Raw genomic sequence first — 19601 nt, forward strand, 5'->3', positions numbered from 1 at the left:
ATCGTGTTCGACGAGAACCCTTCGGTTCCCCTCGAAGATGTCCTCCCCTTTGGGCTGTCTTTGAATGTGAGTTGGTCCCCGGCCGTGGGCCGGGGACCAAGGAGCGGAAGGCAATTCGAACGGACAACCGTGGCCCTTGCTGCGCCGTGACGTGTCCTATGGCAACCGCCTATGCCCAGGCACGGCAGGCCGTCGGCGTGCCTTCCAACTGCGGAACGTGGAACCTTGGGTATCGCGGCCTAGCTTCTAATGGCCTGGCGCTCCCCGTCCTTGCTGGTGATGGCAATCTTGCGCGGCTTGGCCTGCTCGGCCACCGGGATGCGCAAGCTCAGCACGCCGGAGTCGTAACTGGCTTGGATGTTCTCCGTATCCAGGTTTTCCCCCAGGACCAGCTGGCGGCTGAACACGCCCCGGGGCCGCTCGGCGGCAAGCATCTCCACGTTCTCGTCCACATCGGGGCGTTCGGCCCTGATGGTCACCACATTGCGTTCCACGTCCAGGTTGATCGAGTCCGGGCTGACCCCGGGCAAGTCAAACTGAACCTCGAAGGTATCGCCGTCACGCCAAGCGTCCATGGTCATGGTGGTCGGTCGGGCTGAGGTCCCCAAAACCTGCTGGGCGAGCCGGTCGATTTCACGGAAAGGATCTGTTCGCATCAACATGGCTTTCTCTCCTTTGTGGTGTCATTTGATGCCGTTTTGGGTGGTGGATCCCCACCAAAACCTATATCGGTGGAGATAGATTTTTTATAGCATGCGTGACAGTCTGGGGCAAGAGGTTTTTTTGGAATTGAGTCTGGAAGGGGATCGACCATGGTCATCGGGGATCCAGGGGCGCGCGGGGTCTATGCCATCTCGGTCGCGGCCGAACTGGTGGGGATGGGGCAGCAAAACCTGCGACTGTACGAACGGGCGGGACTGTTGGAGCCGGGACGCACCGAAGGAGGAACCCGCCGCTATAGCGACAACGACATAGTGATCCTGCGAAGGATTGCCGAACTCCTTGCCCTCGGCCTCAACCTCTCCGGCATCCGTTTGGCCCTGGCCCTCGAGGCGGAAAACACGGCCTTGCGCCAGGAACTCTCACGGTACAGCGATGGTCCCGACGACGCGGAACCTGCAGCACAACCCTAGGGCCAGCCTCACCCACCACCACTCATCCAAGAGGCCAACGGCCGTTATCCAGGCATCGATGCCATGGGACACGGGCTGACCCCTCCCCCCAACATCGCGGCCCAACCCCAGCACAGAGCATGGACTACAGGAGCAGGCACGGCTACTGTTTTCCCGAAGAGGACCGGTCATGGGCAAGAAACGAGGGGCTGGCATGTCCACAATTGCTGCAACGAACGCCGGCAACCGGGAAACTGCGTCCAAGACATTCATTGGGCCCGACATCGTTCCCGGTGTCCTCTTGGGCATGGGTCTTGGCTTGGTCGTCGGCGGAATCTTGTTGCACCGACGGACGGACTCGGGGGCATCCCGAGGGACTGACCGCGGCCGTGGTCCGAGGTTCCATGTGGCGGGACGGCCCGGCACCCAGGTGCACGTGCATAGCGAGGGAACCGGCCCGGACACCTATGTCCTGATTCACGGCATCGGCGTCTCGTCGCGCTATTTTCGCCCACTCGCCAAGGAATTGGCACGCACCGCCACGGTCCACAACATCGAATTGCCAGGCCACGGAAGCACGCCGAAACCACGTCGAACCTTGAGCGTGCCGGATTACGCACGCGCCGTGTGGGACGCCCTTGACGAATTGGGGGCAGATCGGCCCATCCTGGTCGGGCACTCCATGGGGTGCCAGATAGCAGTGGAGATGGTGAACATGCGCGCGACTGCGGCTCCCCGCCTCGTGCTGCTGGGGCCCACCAATTACCCGCCCGAGCGCGGATTCTGGCTCCAGGCCCTCCGGCTGGGGCAGGACACCCTCCGAGAGCCATGGCGAATCAACGCCGTCGTACTGAGCGACTACATTTTCCGTTGCCGCCCGCCCTGGTACTTCAGGACAGTTCCAGCGATGCTTTCGAATCACATCGAAAACGGAATCGCCAATGTACAGGTGCCCGTGGTGGTTGTCCGCGGTATAAAGGATCCAATCGTCCCGACAGCATGGACCTCCGCCCTCGCGCACCTGGCGCCGCAGGGCTCGATGGCGCAGATCGACGACGAGAGCCACGTCATGATGTACCGTTCCGCAGCCGAGGTTGCAGCGCTGTGTCGCGCGCCGGCTTCGCACGGTAGCTCCCGGCCAGGCGATGCACGGCGGAAATCGGGTGCCGCAATTTGAGTTTCCAGCTGTTTCCAGTGCGGCCCAATGCCTCGTGTGCCTGAACGTCCAGAACCGTCCCATGAGTGTCGCCATTGTCTGATGTCTGGCGGCCCACAGGCGCCCTACCCCTCCCCCGGACGAAGGGACAGAGACTTCCAGCCCGCGGATTGGCTTGTCAGGTGAAGTTCACCAATAGGGCATCAACTGATGGTTTCAAAGGTACTGGTCTGTGCGTGTCGGGTTTTCGGCGGACAGCGAAAATTCAAAACCCATAAGGTCTGGTCACGGTAAAAATATGGATAAGCGCTCCGGCGCCACACTTGCAGATGACTGTCCTGTTCATTTTCATTTACAACGCCTTACCTGGACCAAGGCGATGAAACGTTCGTCTTGGGGCCTGGGATGGCAATGGAGGTGTAGTGGTGTGTTTGTGATCCAGAACAATACCGAGGCTCAGAGGTACGAATTTTTTGAGGCCGGAAGTCGTATTGGATTTGTGCAGTACGAAATGCACGAGAAGCAGATGTGGGTGCTCTACACCGAAATGCGGCGCAAGTTCAAGAGCGCTGCTCGGGCGAATAGGGCGATGGGTTTCATCCTGGAGGATGCCAGGCGCAGCCGTATCGAGGTGGTTCCGTTCTGTCCCGCCTTTCGGGTCTTCATGTGCCAGAACCCGGTCAAACCCGCGTTGGTGCCGGAGGAGTGGCACGAACGGGTCGACGGTGCGATCAATGGCGAGCAGGACGAGCCCGATCGGGCGGTATTGAAGTACATCCGCTTCACCGGGAGCCCTTGGCGAAAATCATCGTCTGCGCAAGCTGCAGCCCTCGCCTCCTAAACAGCGGATCGCTTTTCCCTCCCCCTCGGCGTGTGCCGTTTCTGTCTGCGCAGGCGAAGCACGCACGATACCTGCACGAAAATGCGGCACAACGTCGAGGGGGTGTGGGTTCGATCCCCACATGTATCCCGTCGAAGGCCAAGCCCGAGGAGCCAAATCGGTCCGCGCCGACGCGCTGCGCAATGCCCGCCGCGGCGCCCAGCGAGCCGCCGTGGATTTACGGGACAAAGACCTCCATCTTGGTGCCAGGTCGCGTACGTTTTGCTTCTCCCGTAGGTGCTGAGTTGGTAGTCTTCCAGCAATCGCAAAGACCGCAGAATGAGGGGTGGTTTCCTTGAATGAAGGTGGGCTGACGGACGCTGTGCAGGAAGCGGGAGCGGTGGAGTTGCTCTTGATCCGGCACGGAGAGAGCGAAGGCAACGTTGCTGCCACCGCCGCGCGCCTGGCGGGTGCGGAGGTCATCGAGGTCCCCGCGCGGGATGCCGACGTGTATTTGTCCGGCACCGGGCAGCAACAGGCCACGGCGTTGGGAGCCGCACTGGCCCGGGTCGATGACGATGTCCGGCCCGATACGGTGGTGTCCTCGCCCTACACACGAGCCAAGCAAACAGCGGAAATCGCTGTGCAGACAGCCAATTGGCCGCTGGCGGTGCGCACCGATGAACGGCTACGGGACCGCGAGCTGGGCATCCTGGACCGGCTGACGAGGCTGGGCGTGGACAGGCGTTTCCCGGAGGAGGCCGAGCGGCGGCGCTGGTTGGGCAAGCTGTACTACCGTCCTCCAGGCGGTGAGTCGTGGGCCGATGTGGCGCTCCGGCTGAGATCCGTCCTGGAAGAGCTGAACAGGCTCGGAAATGGACGCAGGGTGGTGCTGGTATGCCACGACGCAGTGATCATGTTGTTCCGATACATCCTGGAGGGCATGACGGAGGAAGAGCTTCTGGACCTTGCCGCAAGTACGTCCATACTCAATGCCTCGACCACACGCTACGTGCGTCCCTCCGGCTCCGGGCCGTGGACATTGGAGAGCTTCAACGTAGCCGACCATCTCATTGAGCAGGGCGTGACGGTTACCGAGCACGCAGGAGACACCAATGTCCACCCGCATTGATCGCAAAGGCGGGGATCCCACGCCAGTGACACCGTCGCTGCTGCGCGATTGGCCGCTGCCGGCACCCGGGGAAGACAAGTACTCCCGCGGCACAGTCCTGGTCATCGGCGGTGGACGAACGACGCCCGGGGCCGCGGTGCTTGCCGGAACCGCGGCACTTCGTGCAGGTGCAGGAAAGCTCACGCTGGCAGTTGCCGAGTCCGTGGCAGTGCAGGTGGGAGTCGCGCTGCCGGAATGCGGGGCCATGGGCTTGCCGGAAAACGCCAACGGGTCCGTCACTGGAGAAGGGCTGGACCGGATTTCCTCTGCTCTGGATCGGGCCGACACCATCCTGGTCGGTCCCGGTTTGGACGATCTGGACCTGGCCGAGGAGTTGTTGCGCAGGCTGCTCGAGCGAGAGAATTCGGTCGGTAGGTCGGAAGACGCACACCGGCCCGCCATTGTCATCGACGCCTACGCGTTGGCTGGGCTGCTCAAACTCGAAGAGAGACTGGACCCGTGGCGGGGCCGGCTCATCCTGACGCCCAACATGCCCGAGGCGGAAATCCTGTTGGGCCGGGGACTGAAGGACCTGGAATCCGATGTGATGTCCATAGCCCGCCGTTTCGACGCCGTGGTGAGCTGTCAAGGCGTGATCGCAGGCTCCCCCGGCGATGGGTCCGGGAACGCCGAACTGTGGAAGATCACGACGGGATACGGGGGGCTGGGGACTTCAGGAAGCGGAGACGTTTTGGCAGGTGCCATCGCCGGGGTCCGGGCACGCGGAACCAGCGGCCCCCAAGCCGCCTGCTGGGGAACCCATCTTCACGCGGCCGCAGCCGACCGCTTGGCCAGCAAACTCGGGCCTCTTGGATTCCTGGCGCGTGAACTGGCCGATGAACTCCCCGCGCTGATGCTGGAACTAAACACCTGACACCGCCCCCGATGGGGACGAGACACCCGGCTCACCTCGTGCTGCCGCACCCGATTCCGGATGCCGGGCATTCGGCCTGTTCGCCACCGGGCCCACCGGTCAGGAAAGGAACTTGTCCGGGGTCAGCGGCAACTCGCGAACCCGGATTCCGGTGGCGTTGTAGGTGGCGTTGGCTATGGCCGCGGCCGCACCCACGATGCCGATTTCACCAATCCCCCGGGCCCCGAGGGGACCGGCGCGGTGGTCGGTTTCCTCGAGCCAGATGGCATCCACGTCCTCTATGTCCGCGTTGGCGGGTATGTGGTATTCGGCCAGGTCGTGGTTCATCACTTTCCCGAACCGGGCATCCATGAGCCCGTCCTCGTGCAGCGCCATGCCAATACCCATGGTCATGCCGCCGATGAATTGGGAGCGCGCCGTGCGGGGGTTGATGATCCGTCCGGCGGAGAACACCCCGAGCATCCTCGAGACCCGCACCTCCCCTGTGTCCGCATGCACGCGGGCTTCAGCGAATTGCGCGCCAAAGGAGTGCATCGCGTAGCGCTCGGTGTCAGGGTCCTTCATCCCCTGGGCCTGCGCCTGCGCCCCGGCCTCCGGATTGTCGCCATGCTGGGTGCGGAAGGCCGCGGCTGCGGCGATGATCGCACCTCCCCAGCTCGCGGTGCCCGAGGACCCGCCGGCCACCGAGGCAACGGGCAGGGAGGTGTCGCCGATTTCAAGTCGTATTCGCTCCACCGGGCAATCCAGCGCGTCAGCCGCGATCTGGGTCAACGTGGTCCAGGTCCCGGTGCCCAGATCCGCCGCACCGATTTGCACCGCGTAGTTGCCGTCGGCATTGAAGCGAATCCGCGCGGTGTTCTCGGGAACGCGGGAGAACGGGTAGGTCGAACTGGCCACGCCCAACCCCACGAGCCAACCGTCTTCTTCCCGGCTGCCCGGACGGGCATTGCGCCGGTCCCAACCGAAACGCTCGGCGCCCTTGGCCAGGCACTCCAGCAGATGGCGGCTGGAGAACGGCTTCCCGGAATCCGGATCGAGCTGCGGTTCGTTGCGGACCCGCAGCTCGATGGGGTCCAGCCCGCAGGCCTCGGCCAATTCATCCATGGCAACTTCTGGGCCGAACATGCCAGGACATTCCCCTGGCCCGCGCATCCACGACGGGACGGGGATGTCCAACTTGGCCAGGCGGTGGGTGGTCTTGCGGTTCGGCGACGCGTACATCATCCGTGCCGGCACGCCCGTTTGCTCGGCGAACTCCTTGATCCGGGAAGTCGGCTCCACCACGTCCTGGCAGACCGCGGTGAGGTGGCCGTCCTCGGTGGCGCCCAGGCGCACATGCTGGATGGTGGGGGTCCGGTAGCCGGCGAGGGAAAACATCTGCTGGCGGGTCAGGGCGAACTTCACCGGCCGGCCGTCGCTGCATTGGGCGGCCAGTGCTGCCAGGACCACGTGTGCGTGCGGCAGGCCCTTGGATCCGAAGCCGCCGCCCACATGGGGTGCAATGACACGGACGTTTTCGGGTTCCAATCCGAAGATCGGCGCAATGGTCTTCCGCACCGGATGCACACCCTGGGTCGAGTCGTACAGCGTCAGCGCACCGCCCTCCCACACCGCCACGGTGGCGTGCGGCTCCATGGGGTTGTTGTGCTCGGCCGGGGTCGTGTAGACGTGGTCAATGACCACTGCGGCCTCGGCGAGCGCTGCCTCGACGTCGCCTTCGGCGGTATCGGTGTCAAACCCCCCGTTGACCTCTTCGGGTGCATAGAGGCCCGGATGGTCGGATGTCAGCAGGGCGTCGTGCTCGTCCGCTTCGTATTCCACGGCCACCAATCCGGCCGCGTGACGCGCGGTTTCCAAGCTCTCGGCAATCACCGCGCCCACGAACTGGCCGCGGAACCCCACCTCGGGGCCCTGCAGCACGGTGTATTCGGCATCGTCGGTCTGGGCCAGCTTCGGTGCGTTCAGATGGGTGATGACGGCAATCACGCCGTCAAGGGCCTCGGCAGCACCCGTGTCGATCCGGCTGACCTTGCCCAGCGCGATGGTCGCCTGCACCGGGTAGAGGTAGGCAGGGTTCTCCACCGGCTGGTCGAAGGCGTAGGGCGCGGTGCCGCGCACCTTGGCCAGGCCGTCAAGGCGACGCAGGTCGGTGCCGATGGCCCTGGATTCAATCAATTCAGACATTGCTTATCCCTCCGGTGACCTCGCGCAGCACGGCTACCATGGTGTTGCGGGCCATGGGTATCTTGAAGGCGTTGTCCCCGAGCGCCGAGGTCGATTCAAGTTCCGCCTCGGCTGCCCGGCGAAAATTCTCCTCCGAGGCCTGCGCCCCGCGCAGGATCGCCTCGGCGCGTTCTGCCCGCCAGGGCTTGTGTGCCACTCCCCCCAGCGCCATGCGGACCTCGCGGATGGTTCCGTCCCCGTTCATGGAAACCACTGCAGCCACGGACACCAGGGCGAAGGCGTATGAGGCGCGGTCCCGCACCTTCCGGTATGCCGAGTGGCTCTGCGTGGCCGGCGGCAGCAGCACCGCGGTGACCAGCTCCCCATGTTCCAGGACGGTGTCGCGTTCCGGTTCGTCGCCGGGAAGCCGGTGGAACCCCGCCAGCGGAATGTTGCGTTCCCCGCTGGGTCCCCGGACCACGACCTCGGCATTCAGTGCCGCCATCGCGACCGCCATGTCCGAGGGGTGGACGGCCACGCAGGCTTCCGAGGCGCCGAGGATGGCGTGGTTGCGGGTGTAGCCCCCAATGGCCGAGCAACCGGTACCGGGCTCGCGCTTGTTGCACGGGGTGCTCACGTCCTGGAAGTAGAGGCATCGGGTGCGCTGGAGCAGGTTCCCTCCGGTGGTGGCCATGTTGCGCAGTTGGCCGGAAGCCCCGGCCAGCAGTGCCTGGGAAAGCACCCGGTAGCGTTCCCGGATGAGTGGATGGGCGGCAAGGTCGCTGTTGCGCACCGTCGCGCCGATCCGCACGCGGCCATCGGGCAGCTCTTCCACGCCATCCAAGGGGAGCCTGCTGATATCCACCAGCAGGTCCGGGTTGGCAATGCCAAGCTTCAGGTGGTCCACGAGGTTGGTGCCGCCTGCCAGGAACATGGCGTCGGGTTCTCCGGCCACCGCGGCCACCGCATCGGCCGGGTCCTCGGCACGCCGGTACTCGAAGGGCTTCATGATCCTGCACTTCCCTTCGGTGCCGGGGCTGCGACGCCGGTTGTGGACGCCGCTTCCTTCGCCGCCACGTCCCTGATGGCGGCAACGATGTTCACGTAGGCGCCGCAGCGGCAAAGGTTCCCGCTCATGCGTTCACGGATTTCTTCATCGGTGAGTTCCACCGGGGCGCCGGCATCTGCGGTGACGTGGCTTGGGTGGCCCTGGGCTGCTTCCCTCAGCATTCCCACGGCGGAACACACCTGGCCGGGGGTGCAGAACCCGCACTGGAAACCGTCCCTGTCCAGGAAGGCCTCTTGCATGGGATGCAGCTGCTCTCCCTCGCCCAGCCCCTGGGCCGTGGTCACGTCCGCGCCGTCCTGGGCCACGGCGAGCACCAGGCAGGAGGTCACGCGCCGTCCCTCGAGCAGCACCGTGCAGGAGCCGCACTGTCCGTGGTCGCAGCCCTTCTTGGGAGACGTGACCGCCAATCTGTCCCGCAGGGCGTCCAGGAGGGTCGTGCGGGTGTCAACGGTCAATGACCGCTTGGCACCGTCTACCAGCAGGGTGATCTGAACGTTCATGGATGAGCAACTCCGTTGGTCCGAGCGGATTTTTCGGCCATTCGGACTCGCGCCGAATGCCAAACGTGCTTGTCCCGAACCTATCCCAGCGCTCCGGGGCGGACAACCCCTTTGTGCATGGACCCGGTTGGCCCCGACCCGGCGCCGGCAGTGCGGAGTGCGCCGCGGAAAGCTCCTTGTTTCCCGGGTTCCAGCGTCGCTGCGCTCGCCGGTGGGTGTTCATGGGCAACGCGACAAAACCTGCCCACCGATCCTCCATGGGGGGTCCGGTCGAAACCGAAGGGACGATCTCTGGTACATCCCGGCAACCACCTTCACGTCCACGGGATTGGTGCCCGGAATTGGTGCCCGGACAGTGTCCGCTATCGATGACGCACCCCGCTCTTGTGTGACGGGCCCCGGTACGTATACTCCGAAAGGACAGCAGCGAAAAAGGGATGGTTCCGATGCCCGTTCCGCGATTCGCCGGAGGGAACCTTGTCAGATCCCCGCCACCCGGGCGGGAAGTAGATGATGCATTGCTCTTTCAGTCCAGGAAGTGCGTGACCAAGCAAGGAGCCGCCGGTGTTCGAACCTCCCAGCATTGTCTTCGCCGCGGCGGGGGTCGCCGTCTTCGCCGCCGCTGTGCTGCCGCGGATACTGCGAAAAGTCCCGGTATCCATGCCGATGGTCTTCCTTGCGGCCGGGCTACTGGCCTTTACCGCGATCGGAACCCTGCCGGACCCCGATCCGGTCAAGTACGGGGAATTCACCACGCACTTGACCGAAATCTGCGTCATTGTCTCGCTGATGGGTGCCGGCCTGGCCCTTGACCGTCCCGTGGGCTGGCGGCGGTGGTCCACCACCTGGCGGATGCTGGGTGTGGCGATGCCGTTGTGCATCGCGGGCTTGGCACTGCTGGGGTTGTGGGTACTGGGGCTCGGGCTGGCGGCTGCCGTGCTGGTCGCCGCCGCTCTTGCGCCCACGGACCCGGTACTGGCGTCAGAGGTCCAGGTCGGGGAACCAGCGGATGACGATTCAGAAGCCGATCAGGAGGACGAAGTCCGTTTCGGGCTCACGTCCGAGGCCGGAATGAATGACGGACTGGCCTTCCCTTTCGTGTATCTGGCCATTGCGCTCAGCATGGCCGGGGCCTCCCCGGCAGAATGGTTTCCGCAGTGGTTCGCCGTGGATGTGGTGTGGCGGATCGGCATCGGAATCCTGGCGGGCCTTGGAACCGGAAAGCTGCTGGGGCGGATTTTCTTTACGGCAAGGCACGGCAGTATCCGTCTGGCTGAGCATTCGGAGGGGTTCGTGGCCTTGGCGGCAACGTTCCTGGCCTATGGCGTGACCGAGATGGTCGAAGGCTATGGCTTCGTCGCCGTCTTCATCTGCGCGGTCACCATCCGGGCCGCCGAGCACACCCACGGCTACCACCGGGTGTTGCATAGCTACGTCGAGCAGTTGGAACGACTGATGACAGTCATCATCCTGGTCCTGCTCGGTGGTGCCATCGCGCGGGGGCTGTTGCACGGCATCGGGTGGGCGGAAGTGCTGGTGGCCCTCACTTTTCTTCTTCTTATCCGGCCGGTGGCGGGCTGGATTGGTCTTGCCGGAGGCAGGACCGGTCCGCGGGACCGCATCGCGCTTTCGTTTTTCGGCGTTCGTGGCATCGGTTCGTTGTACTACCTGGGCTACGCGCTGGGGGAAGGGAACTTCGAGGGCCAAGCCGAAAGGCTGTGGGCGATCGTCGGGTTGGTTGTGACACTGTCCATTGTCCTGCACGGGGTTTCCGCCGGACCGGTCATGACCTCGCTGGACCGACTCCGCGAACGGCGTGCCCAGCAGCAGTTCGGGGACCAAGGACAGGCCCCGACCGTCTAGCGGCAGTCAATCGTCGGGGTGAATCAGCCTCTGGCACATCCATCCACGGCGCAAAATGATGCGGCAGCCCAAGCTTCTGGGCAAAATTGGTGTCATGGACATCAGCGACGAAGTTACCACCCAAGGATCAACGGTTGAGGACTGGACGCGGGCCTTGGCGCAATCCACCGGCTCCCCCGGCGGGGGCGCCGGGACTGATGCTCGCCATCGCCGCTTCGCTGACTTCCATGGTGGCCGGCTACACCGAAGCCGAAGAACATGAGCGCGGGGAGCTAGACAGCATTCGGGCACGGGCCCGGTCCCTCCGGAATGACTCTCTCGAATTGGCCGATCAGGATGCGTCTGCGTCCCGCGCCTTTGGAGCCGCATTTCGCCTGGAACCCGGAACGGAACGGGAAGCGGCCATATCCCGGGCATCAGTCGATGCTGCGAAGGCATCCGCCGTGCTCGGCAAACGAGCCATGGACGCCATCAACGATTTGGCGTGGCTCGCCGCCAACGGCAACCCCGCACTTGTTGCCGACGTCGTCGTCGCATTCGGCGCCCTCAGGGCAACGGTGGCCGGCGCGCGCACCAACGTCAGTTTCGACCTCGCTTCGCTCACTTCCGGCGGCAGCACCATGGAGCAGATCCGCGAGGAACATCCCGCCCTCTGGGCGATGGTCGGCGATCTCAACGACGCCAGCGAACGGATCGACGCACTCACGGCCGAGATCGATCACCATGCCGCCCCAACCGACGCCGTCTAAGCCGGCCACCCTTGGATCCGTCCTGAACGCTTAGCTGCTGTGTCGGATCGAGGATGGCCCGACCACCGGCCGCCAACACTGCAACCTCCGCCCAAAACATCCCGGTAGTCTGGGAGGGCAGACTAACGATGGAAAGGTGGTACACATGGGCACCGGCAGAGCACCGCGCCGCCATCCCATTGCGGCTTTCCTCCCTTTACCTGCCCTTCTGGGAATGGTCCTGCTCATCCTCGGGCTCATGGGGATGCACACCATCTCCGGCGGCCACGCCGAAACATCCAAGCCCACCTCTTCGGTGTCGGCTTCCACGGTTGGCGAAGGCCATCACCATTCCGGCCCAGCGGACCACACCCACGTTCCGTCGGCGTCTTCCCCCGCGTCAGCATGGGCGGACTTGCCTTGCCTCAGCTGCTGCGGCGACATGTCGCAGGCCTCGGCGTGCGACCTGGTGCCGGTGGCCAGTGGCCTGTCGTGGCTTTTCCTCCCGGTACTCATGGTCATGCCCGGCGGCCTGGGATTGCGCGGACCGCCAATGGTCACCGGAGCCACAAATCACGTCCCACCTCCTCCTTCACTGATCGAACTGTCCATCAGCCGTACGTAAGACACCGGTCCCCCGCCACAGCGGACGGGCCAGCTTGCGCATGCCCGCACCGCCGCGGGCCGATAGACAGAATCCAATCGATTTTTGAAGGAAAACTCTCCCATGAAACGCCTTACCCTTATTTCAGCGACGGCCGTTGCAGCCACCTTGGCACTTGGCGGGTGTGCCTCGGAGACCGGATCGGAATCCACCATGCCGGGCATGGACCACGGCACCGCTTCCGCATCCCCGTCCGCCGAATCATCCGCAGCCGCAGAGCACAACAGCGCCGATGTGATGTTCGCCCAAATGATGATTCCGCACCACGAGCAGGCCGTGGAAATGAGCGACATGGTGTTGGCCAAGGACGGCATCGACCCGTCGGTCACCGAGCTGGCCGAAGATATCAAGTCAGCCCAAGGCCCGGAAATCAAGACCATGACCGGCTGGCTCAACGCCTGGGGTGAACCGGTCGCCATGTCCGGGGACCACGGGATGGAGGGCATGATGACCGAGGACGACATGGCCGCCCTTGAAGCAGCCCAGGGAACCGAGGCAGCCAGGCTCTTCCTGACGCAGATGGTCAAGCACCACGAGGGCGCCGTCAAGATGGCCCAGGAAGAAACCGCCAACGGGTCCAACCCGGACGCCGTCGCCCAGGCGGAAAAGATGGCCAAGGACCAGAGCGGAGAAATCGACAAGATGAAGGAACTGCTGGCCGGCCTCTAAGGAAGCATGCCGTTTGGTTGCGGGGCGCGATGCGCCCCGCAACACCCTCGTCATTTCTTTTTTCTGTTCTGGAGACTCCATTCATGATCCGCCCTGCCCTTTCCCCTGCCCGCACTAGGGGCCGTGCGGCTGCTGCCGCCGCCGCCCTTCTCCTCCTGCTGACCTCCTGCACCCCGGCGTCCCCCCAAGGCCCGCAACCCGAAGCGCCTGCCCAACCCTACGCCCACATCCATGGCATGGCTGTCGATTCCGAGACCGGAAAAGTCATGCTGGCCACTCATGACGGGCTCTTCGGCCTCGGCTCCGGATCCCCGGAAAAGATTGGCCCCGCCATCGACCTGATGGGCTTCGCACCCGCCGGCAATGACCACTACTACGCCTCCGGACACCCGGCACCGGACACCGGTCTGCCCGAACCGGCAGGACTGCTCCGCTCCCAGGATGGCGGGGAAACCTGGCAACAGGTCTCCTTGGGCGGCGTCTCCGATTTCCACGCCCTGGCGGTCACCCGCAGCGGAATCATCGGTTTTGACGGAACCCTGAAGACCACCGCGGACCTGGAAACCTGGACCACCCGCGAGGTCGGGTTCGACCCCTATCACCTGTCTGGGACACCGACCGGCGATGTCGTCCTGGCCACCACGGCTGCCGGCGTGCACCGTTCCACCGACGGCGGTAAAACCTGGGCGGCACCCTCGACCGGGCCGGTCCTGCTGCTGACAGCCTTTGCCACCGCTTCAACGGTCATCGGCGTGGCACCGGACGGGGCAGTGCATGTCAGCTCGGACGCGGGCCGGACCTGGCGGGCAACCGGGACCGTCACCGGCCACCCCTCGGCACTGACCGCCGCCGGCCCGGATGAGCGCCCGCAGATATGGGTTGCCACGCCCACCGGCATCGAGCATTCCGTCGACGGCGGAGAAACCTTCAGCACGGAGACCAAGTGAATCCGTTCGGTAACCGCCCCAAAAGCCGGAGGAACACCAAGCCAATGCCCCTTCCTGCAGGCGTCACGATTCGCCGCGCCTCATCCTCCGATCTTTCCCTGACGGGCCACTGGCAATGCCGGTACCTCCGCGACGGGTTGTTTCCCCGGCTGGGTCCCAGGTTCGTCCGGCACTGGCATGCGACCTTCCTCGACGCACCGCGCGGGTTCGCATTCATCGCCGAAGCCCAGGGCCCGGACGGCCGGGTACCGTTGGGCTTCCTCTTCGGCTCCAGCGACCAGCTCCGCCACGTCGATGACGTGCTCCGAGTGCACCGGACGCGGCTGGCCGTCCAGGGCGGCCTCGCCCTGGTGATTCGGCCCAAGCTGTTCCTGGGATTCTTGCGCACCCGCGGCAGGTCCTACCTCAGACGACTGCTCAAGCGACCGGTCACCGTGGTGGCTCCTGCGGCCCCCCGTGTGCCTGTGTCCGTGCCTCGTGTCGCTGTCATCACCGCTCTTGTGGTGCATCCGGAATCCCGGGGCCACGGCGTGGGCGAACGGCTGGTGAAACATTTCCTCTCCCAGGCTTCGGACGCTGGGGCGCCGTTGGCCGAACTGGTGACCAAGGCAGGTCCGGGCGGAGCCGGGCGCTTCTACGAACGGCTCGGATGGGCACCCGTGCATGCACATACAACTAAGGACGGAGAAACAGCGAAGACCTATCGTGTCGATTTGTCCCAGGGGAAACCCGAGGGGGATCGCCCTTCAGCGCAGGAGTTGCCGCCGGAGTAGTCACCGAGCAGTCATTGGCCGAACCTTGGTTTGTGCCCGGACCCCGCCCTTCGTGATCTCCGTGCGAGCGCCCATCGTCCACTGGTATCCGCTCGCCCAAGAACACCATCGTGTCCAACAGCCGGATAGGGTTTGGCGAGCATCTGCTACATGAGGCACCGATCGAATGTGCGAGTGCTCTCGAAGAGTTCCGGCGAAGTCTTCATAAATGGCCATGAGGCTCACATACTGATTTGACGGGACCGTCCCCGTTGCGGGGCGGCCGAAATGCTGGACGCGTCAGAGCAGGAGTCCCTCATGAATTCCAAAGACAGATCGCAGTCAATCATGCGGCGGAAGCCCATCGACGAGATCGAGGAAGAGAACAAACACAGCGGCCTGCACAAGTCTCTCGGACTGTGGCAACTGACCGCAATCGGCGTCGGCGGCATCATCGGCGTCGGCATCTTCTCCTTGGCGGGCCTGGTGGCCCACGGCAGCGATACCGAGCCCGGCGTCGGCCCCGCCGTGCTGATCTCCTTCCTGATCGCCGGCCTGGCATCTGCGGCTGCGGCCCTGTCATACGCCGAGTTCGCCGGCATGATCCCGCGCGCCGGCTCGGCCTACACCTACGGGTACGTGGCCCTCGGGGAAATCATCGGCTGGTTCATCGGCTGGGACCTGTTGCTCGAATACATCGCCATCGTGGCGGTGGTGGCCATCGGCATCTCCGGATACTTCGATGCCTTCCTCGCCGGCATCGGCATCGACCTGCCAGACTGGGCCGCCTCCACCGCCGACGAAGGCCGCGGCGGCATCGTCAACATCCCCGCCATCGTCGTCTGCGTCCTGGTGACCTGGATCCTCTCCCGCGGGACGCGCACCTTCGGGCGCTTCGAACTGGTCGCCGTCGCCATCAAGGTCGTGCTGATCCTGTTCATCATCGGCTTGGGCATCTTCTACATCAACACCCAGAACTACGACCCGTTCATGCCCAGCGGATTCGGCCCAGTCGTGGCCGGCGCCGCTACCGTGTTCTTCGCGGTCTTCGGCTACGACGCCATGAGCACGGCGGCAGAGGAGTCCACCGACGGCAAGAAACACATGCCCAAGGCCATCATCTTCTCCCTGATCATCGCCATGCTCCTCTACGTCGCCGCAACGCTGGTGCTCACCGGCATGCAGAACTACCAGGACATCGACCCGACCGCCGGATTCGCCTCCGCATTCAACGGCGTGGGGCTCCCGGTCATCGCGACGATCATCTCAGTCTTTGCTGTCCTGTCCATCCTCACCGTGATGCTCACATTCCTGCTGGGCGTCACCCGCGTCTGGTTCTCCATGAGCCGCGACGGTCTGCTTCCGGGCTGGTTCTCCAAGACCGACCGCCACGGAACCCCTCAACGCGTCACTTGGATCGCCGGCATCGCCTCCGCCTTCCTGGCCGGCGTCTTCCCCATCAAGGCCGTCGCGGACCTGACCAACATCGGCATCCTGGCCGCCTTCGTGGTGGTCTGCCTCGCCGTCATCATCTTCCGCTACAAGAAGCCCGACGCCCACCGCACCTTCCGGCTCCCCTTCATGCCGGTGGTCCCGGCCTTCGGGGTGCTGGCCTCCGGATTCCTGATGCTGCAGCTGCACTGGGAAACCTGGCTCAGGTTCGGCGTCTGGCTCGTGGTCGGCCTGGCCATCTACTTCTTCTACGGCCGCAAGCACTCCCTCATGAACCCGAACAGCCCGCGACACGACGAACGCGTGGTCCTGCCCCACGGGGATACCTAGGCCGCCACGGAGCAGTATTTTGCAGACCCATCCCCACCGCGAAGACGTGCTCCGAAGAAGCCGGGCACTACCTGAACGACAAGATGCAGCCCTGGTGGGATCACCAGGTTGGTGCCATGTGCCGACGCTGCGCCCACAAGCCGATGAGCTGGCTGTGGGTTGTCCCCGTCCACGGCGGCAGGGGACATCTTGGCCCGAGCGAAACGGGCGGGAAGTGAAATCCGTTGAGCCATTCTCTATCAGATAGTTTGATAAGTGAGAGAACCCGGTTCGGAGTCCTGCAGATATTGAAGGGTCTCCGCAGCCGAGGATGCCAGCAGGGGGTGCCCATCAACTGGAACTCATTGAACCAACACCTACTCCGGCAGGCCCCTGAATCATCCTCTGCGTGTCAGTCTAGGCAGCACATCGGTGACGTCGTCCTGGGCCCGGAAGGCAGGGACAGGGAAATTGCCGGCAGCGATCTGTAACTTGACCTGCTCAAGCTCAATTTTGAGCTGGTCAACGGTGGCACGGTACTTTTCGAAGTCCGCTTTCCGGCGCCGGGCACGGTTGAAACTGATGATGGCTGCGACGACCGCCAACGGGAATGACACCAGCAGGGCCCAGCCGGACGTGGCAAAGAATTCAAGCGCTACGGGAACTGCCTGCTTGAACGCCAGGAATTCGTTCACCCCGCCAATCACTGACTGCAGAGCCGAATCCAAGGGGGCCAAATACTCCCCCACGACGGGCGTCCCGGAAAACGACGGAGCGCTCAGCGACGGTTCTGCCCCGGCAGACCAGCGCGAATCACCAATATGGCCTAGGACGTACATCCCGGCACCAGCATTGAGTGCCGCGAAAAGCACGACGGAACCGAGCGCGGTCCAATGGAGACTGCGCCAGCGCAAGATTCCGAACACAAGCAAGTAGGCGGCGGCGATACCCCACGAATAGATGTGGAACTGATCGCGGCTCATGCTGCCCAGTAGATCCAATGACTTCCCCGCCCGTTGCCGTTGGAGTCAAGGTTTGCTCCAGACCGAAGCGATCCTATCCCAGTCATCCCCGGAATGCCGCGGAGGTTACTGGCGCAGAGACCTGAAGTTTGCAAGTGTCATCGATGCCTGGTTCTCGCAGGTTTCGTGAGCACCAGTGCGTTCACGAAACGGAGGACTGTCACCTCCCGAGCCAAAGGACCTAGTGACATCTTCGACGCGGCCAGGAGGGTGGCCGATATGGATTGGCGCGCCAACGCACTTGATAATGCAAACATCACAGAGCTTCGAGATCGGCACATCCGAGTCCGGCACCGTCGTGCGTGGGCAAGAAGCCGCAAAAATCATGGCCGCTCCATCCAGCATCCGGCACTTGTATATGTGCAGTATTCAAAATTCGCGGCGGCGCAGATCCGACGGGGGCCCTGCATTCGGCTAGCCACGTTGTCGGGCACTCGCTTAGGGTGGAAAGTGGACGAAAGGAGCACTTCATGAAGAAAATCCTCATGGTTCTTACCAGCGTTTCCGAGCTCGGCGATACGGGAGAGAAGACCGGCTACAACGTGGCCGAGGCCGCACATCCCTGGAAGGTTTTCAAGGATTCCGGGCATTTCGTCGACTTCGCCTCGATCAAGGGCGGCCAGCCACCGCGCGACGAGGTCGATACCGAAGATCCCATCCAGGTTGCCTTCACGGAAGACGAGACCACCCGCGCCGGCCTCTACAACACGGCCCGGGTCGACGTCGTTGATCCCGAACAGTACGACGCGGTGTACCTCGTGGGAGGCCACGGCACCATGTGGGACTTCCCGGACAGCGAGGGCCTGCAGAACCTGGTGGCCAGCGTCTACAACACGGGCGGAGTGGTCGGCGCGGTCTGCCACGGACCAGCAGGCTTGGTGAACGTGGAACTGCAGAACGGGCTTCGCCTCGTCGAAGGCCGAAGGGTGGCTGCCTTTACCAACGACGAAGAGGTTGCCGCGGGGAAGGACAAGGTCATCCCATTCTTCCTGGCAGACCGGCTGGAGGAACAGGGTGCCACCCACGTATCCGCGGGCGTCTGGGCGGAAAACGTAGTGGTGGACGAACGCCTGGTGACCGGCCAGAACCCGGCCTCCGCTGCAGGCGTCGCCAAGGAAATGGAAAAGCTTCTGGCACAGATCATCCACCGGGAAAAGGCCGAGGAACAACATGAAGCCGAGGCCCTTCGCGCCGAGCATGACGCCGAGAAGGCCGCCAAGAAGGCGTCCGACGCAGCCACCGAGCACTGACCTCAAGAACGCACCACAGCTGGCGGCCACCCCGGACAACGGGCGCCCGCCAGCCGTCTTTTCCGACAAGTCCGCGCATCGCCAGGCCGGGATTGGACTGCGGTTTCCAATATTTGTTGTCGTCCTCTTCGCGAAGCTAAACGTCACTGCGCCACTCATCAGGGGGGCCAGGGTGCCGGAATCTTTTAGCAGTGTCCGCAATAAAGGAACCTTGCCGTGCCACTCATTCCCAACAAGGCACGCCGGCTGCAAGCAGCACCGGAACGGACTCCCAGGAAGCCCGTCTCGGATCGGAAAAGGAAGGCTGTCGGCTGACTTCCTGTCTGCAGAGGGACATGCCAAAGTCTGTCGCTGCCACGAACATGGCCAACAGCTCCTTGGCAGAGGCTTCCCCACACTTCGAGGAATTGATTCGGTTAAGCATGATCGGCATGTGGCATTTTGCCGGGTCCTTCGCCCAGAATTCGTCGCCTTGTGCTGTGTCGTCAGAGAACTCCCTTACAGTGAGCAGTGCTCACAGCGGTCCACCGGCTGTCCTGAACGATGCTGCGAGAGTCACTACTAGTTGCGCGTCGATAACCAGAGCCCCTTGGAGTTCTGATTTCGGGCAAAAAAATTCCCCGGTTCCCTTTGACGGGAACCGGGGAATTTCAATCAAACCTAGCGACGCAGGCCGAGGCGCTCGATCAGCGCACGGTAACGCTCGATGTCGGCACCCTTGAGGTACGCGAGCATACGACGACGACGACCAACCAGGGCCATCAGGCCGCGGCGGGTGTGGTGGTCATGCTTGTGCATCTTCAGGTGCTCCGTCAGATCCAGGATGCGGCGCGACATCACGGCGATCTGGACCTCGGGGGAACCGGTGTCGCCTTCGCTGGTGGCGTAGGCCTTCATGATTTCCTGCTTGATAGCGGCGTCTAATGCCACAATAACTCCTAGAGTTGTACCGCGTTTCAAAACACCGTCACCGGCAGGTGCACTCGCAACCGCGGACTGCAGCGGGCACCGCAGATAAGTCTAGCAAACGGATGCCCGCCCTCGGCACCCTTGCGACCCAAGCCACATGAGTGCTGGTGT

18 protein-coding genes are annotated in these 19601 nt (G+C 63.8%); 12 read left to right on the forward strand and 6 right to left on the reverse strand.

Annotation, left to right across the window (positions count from 1 at the left end):
• Positions 1–239 precede the first annotated feature (239 nt).
• Entirely contained in the window at positions 240–662 is a 423-nt protein-coding gene (locus tag Q2T94_RS01515; protein ID WP_264268025.1) for an Hsp20/alpha crystallin family protein, read from the reverse strand.
• Positions 663–812: 150 nt separating this feature from the next.
• On the opposite strand from Q2T94_RS01515, the gene Q2T94_RS01520 reads away from it, so the two are divergent.
• The 5 genes from Q2T94_RS01520 (at position 813) to Q2T94_RS01540 (ending at position 5133) form a co-directional block, all read left to right on the forward strand.
• On the forward strand, positions 813–1133 hold the full coding sequence (locus Q2T94_RS01520) for a MerR family transcriptional regulator (protein ID WP_264268026.1): 321 nt from the start codon (positions 813–815) through the stop codon (positions 1131–1133).
• A gap of 193 nt (positions 1134–1326) precedes the next feature.
• The gene (locus Q2T94_RS01525; protein ID WP_302262630.1) at positions 1327–2289 is read left to right on the forward strand and encodes an alpha/beta fold hydrolase; all 963 of its coding nucleotides are present in this window, start codon (positions 1327–1329) and stop codon (positions 2287–2289) included.
• A gap of 406 nt (positions 2290–2695) precedes the next feature.
• A complete protein-coding gene (locus Q2T94_RS01530; protein WP_302262631.1) occupies positions 2696–3109 on the forward strand; it encodes a GNAT family N-acetyltransferase in 414 nt (137 codons plus the stop codon).
• Positions 3110–3443: 334 nt separating this feature from the next.
• Positions 3444–4220, forward strand: coding sequence for a histidine phosphatase family protein (locus tag Q2T94_RS01535; RefSeq protein WP_436836806.1), 777 nt, complete (start codon positions 3444–3446; stop codon positions 4218–4220).
• Positions 4204–5133 (forward strand): NAD(P)H-hydrate dehydratase, encoded by a 930-nt coding sequence (locus Q2T94_RS01540; RefSeq protein ID WP_302262633.1) that lies wholly within the window; start codon positions 4204–4206, stop codon positions 5131–5133. Before Q2T94_RS01535 ends, Q2T94_RS01540 begins: the two co-directional genes overlap by 17 nt.
• Before the next feature lie 99 nt (positions 5134–5232).
• On the opposite strand, the gene Q2T94_RS01545 is transcribed toward Q2T94_RS01540, so the two are convergent.
• From Q2T94_RS01545 to Q2T94_RS01555, 3 genes are read right to left on the reverse strand one after another with little or no spacing between them, the layout of a single operon-like run.
• A complete protein-coding gene (locus Q2T94_RS01545; RefSeq protein ID WP_302262634.1) occupies positions 5233–7317 on the reverse strand; it encodes a xanthine dehydrogenase family protein molybdopterin-binding subunit in 2085 nt (694 codons plus the stop codon).
• Positions 7310–8305: an FAD binding domain-containing protein gene (locus Q2T94_RS01550; protein WP_302262635.1), complete on the reverse strand. Its 996-nt coding sequence runs from the start codon at positions 8303–8305 to the stop codon at positions 7310–7312. The genes Q2T94_RS01545 and Q2T94_RS01550 overlap by 8 nt, the downstream gene beginning before the upstream one ends.
• A complete protein-coding gene (locus Q2T94_RS01555) occupies positions 8302–8865 on the reverse strand; it encodes a 2Fe-2S iron-sulfur cluster-binding protein (RefSeq protein WP_302262636.1) in 564 nt (187 codons plus the stop codon). The genes Q2T94_RS01550 and Q2T94_RS01555 overlap by 4 nt, the downstream gene beginning before the upstream one ends.
• 564 nt (positions 8866–9429) lie before the next feature.
• Here Q2T94_RS01555 and Q2T94_RS01560 point away from each other — a divergent pair.
• The 6 genes from Q2T94_RS01560 to Q2T94_RS01585 all read left to right on the forward strand — a co-directional run bounded on the left by Q2T94_RS01560 (position 9430) and on the right by Q2T94_RS01585 (position 16270).
• Positions 9430–10728 (forward strand): cation:proton antiporter, encoded by a 1299-nt coding sequence (locus Q2T94_RS01560; protein ID WP_302262637.1) that lies wholly within the window; start codon positions 9430–9432, stop codon positions 10726–10728.
• Positions 10729–10862: 134 nt separating this feature from the next.
• Positions 10863–11477 (forward strand): cyclodeaminase/cyclohydrolase family protein, encoded by a 615-nt coding sequence (locus Q2T94_RS01565; protein WP_367281512.1) that lies wholly within the window; start codon positions 10863–10865, stop codon positions 11475–11477.
• A gap of 706 nt (positions 11478–12183) precedes the next feature.
• Positions 12184–12789: a DUF305 domain-containing protein gene (locus Q2T94_RS01570; RefSeq protein ID WP_302262639.1), complete on the forward strand. Its 606-nt coding sequence runs from the start codon at positions 12184–12186 to the stop codon at positions 12787–12789.
• A gap of 83 nt (positions 12790–12872) precedes the next feature.
• On the forward strand, positions 12873–13736 hold the full coding sequence (locus Q2T94_RS01575; RefSeq protein WP_367281513.1) for a F510_1955 family glycosylhydrolase: 864 nt from the start codon (positions 12873–12875) through the stop codon (positions 13734–13736).
• Positions 13737–13780: 44 nt separating this feature from the next.
• The gene (locus Q2T94_RS01580; RefSeq protein ID WP_302262641.1) at positions 13781–14509 is read left to right on the forward strand and encodes a GNAT family N-acetyltransferase; all 729 of its coding nucleotides are present in this window, start codon (positions 13781–13783) and stop codon (positions 14507–14509) included.
• Between the two features lie 297 nt (positions 14510–14806).
• Positions 14807–16270, forward strand: a complete 1464-nt coding sequence (locus Q2T94_RS01585) for an amino acid permease (RefSeq protein ID WP_302262642.1) — start codon at positions 14807–14809, stop codon at positions 16268–16270.
• A gap of 377 nt (positions 16271–16647) precedes the next feature.
• Here Q2T94_RS01585 and Q2T94_RS01590 read toward each other — a convergent pair whose 3' ends face one another.
• Complete coding sequence (locus Q2T94_RS01590; RefSeq protein ID WP_302262643.1) at positions 16648–17232, reverse strand: hypothetical protein; 585 nt, start codon at positions 17230–17232, stop codon at positions 16648–16650.
• A 509-nt stretch (positions 17233–17741) separates the two neighbouring features.
• Between Q2T94_RS01590 and Q2T94_RS01595 the strand changes: the two genes are divergently transcribed.
• On the forward strand, positions 17742–18521 hold the full coding sequence (locus tag Q2T94_RS01595; protein WP_302262644.1) for a type 1 glutamine amidotransferase domain-containing protein: 780 nt from the start codon (positions 17742–17744) through the stop codon (positions 18519–18521).
• A gap of 660 nt (positions 18522–19181) precedes the next feature.
• Here the strand turns inward: Q2T94_RS01595 and rpsO are convergent.
• Positions 19182–19451, reverse strand: a complete 270-nt coding sequence (gene rpsO / locus Q2T94_RS01600) for a 30S ribosomal protein S15 (protein WP_264268046.1) — start codon at positions 19449–19451, stop codon at positions 19182–19184.
• Between the last annotated feature and the right edge of the window lie 150 nt (positions 19452–19601).

The sequence above is a fragment of the Paeniglutamicibacter sulfureus genome (assembly GCF_030512175.1).
Taxonomy (GTDB): Bacteria; Actinomycetota; Actinomycetes; order Actinomycetales; family Micrococcaceae; genus Paeniglutamicibacter; species Paeniglutamicibacter sulfureus.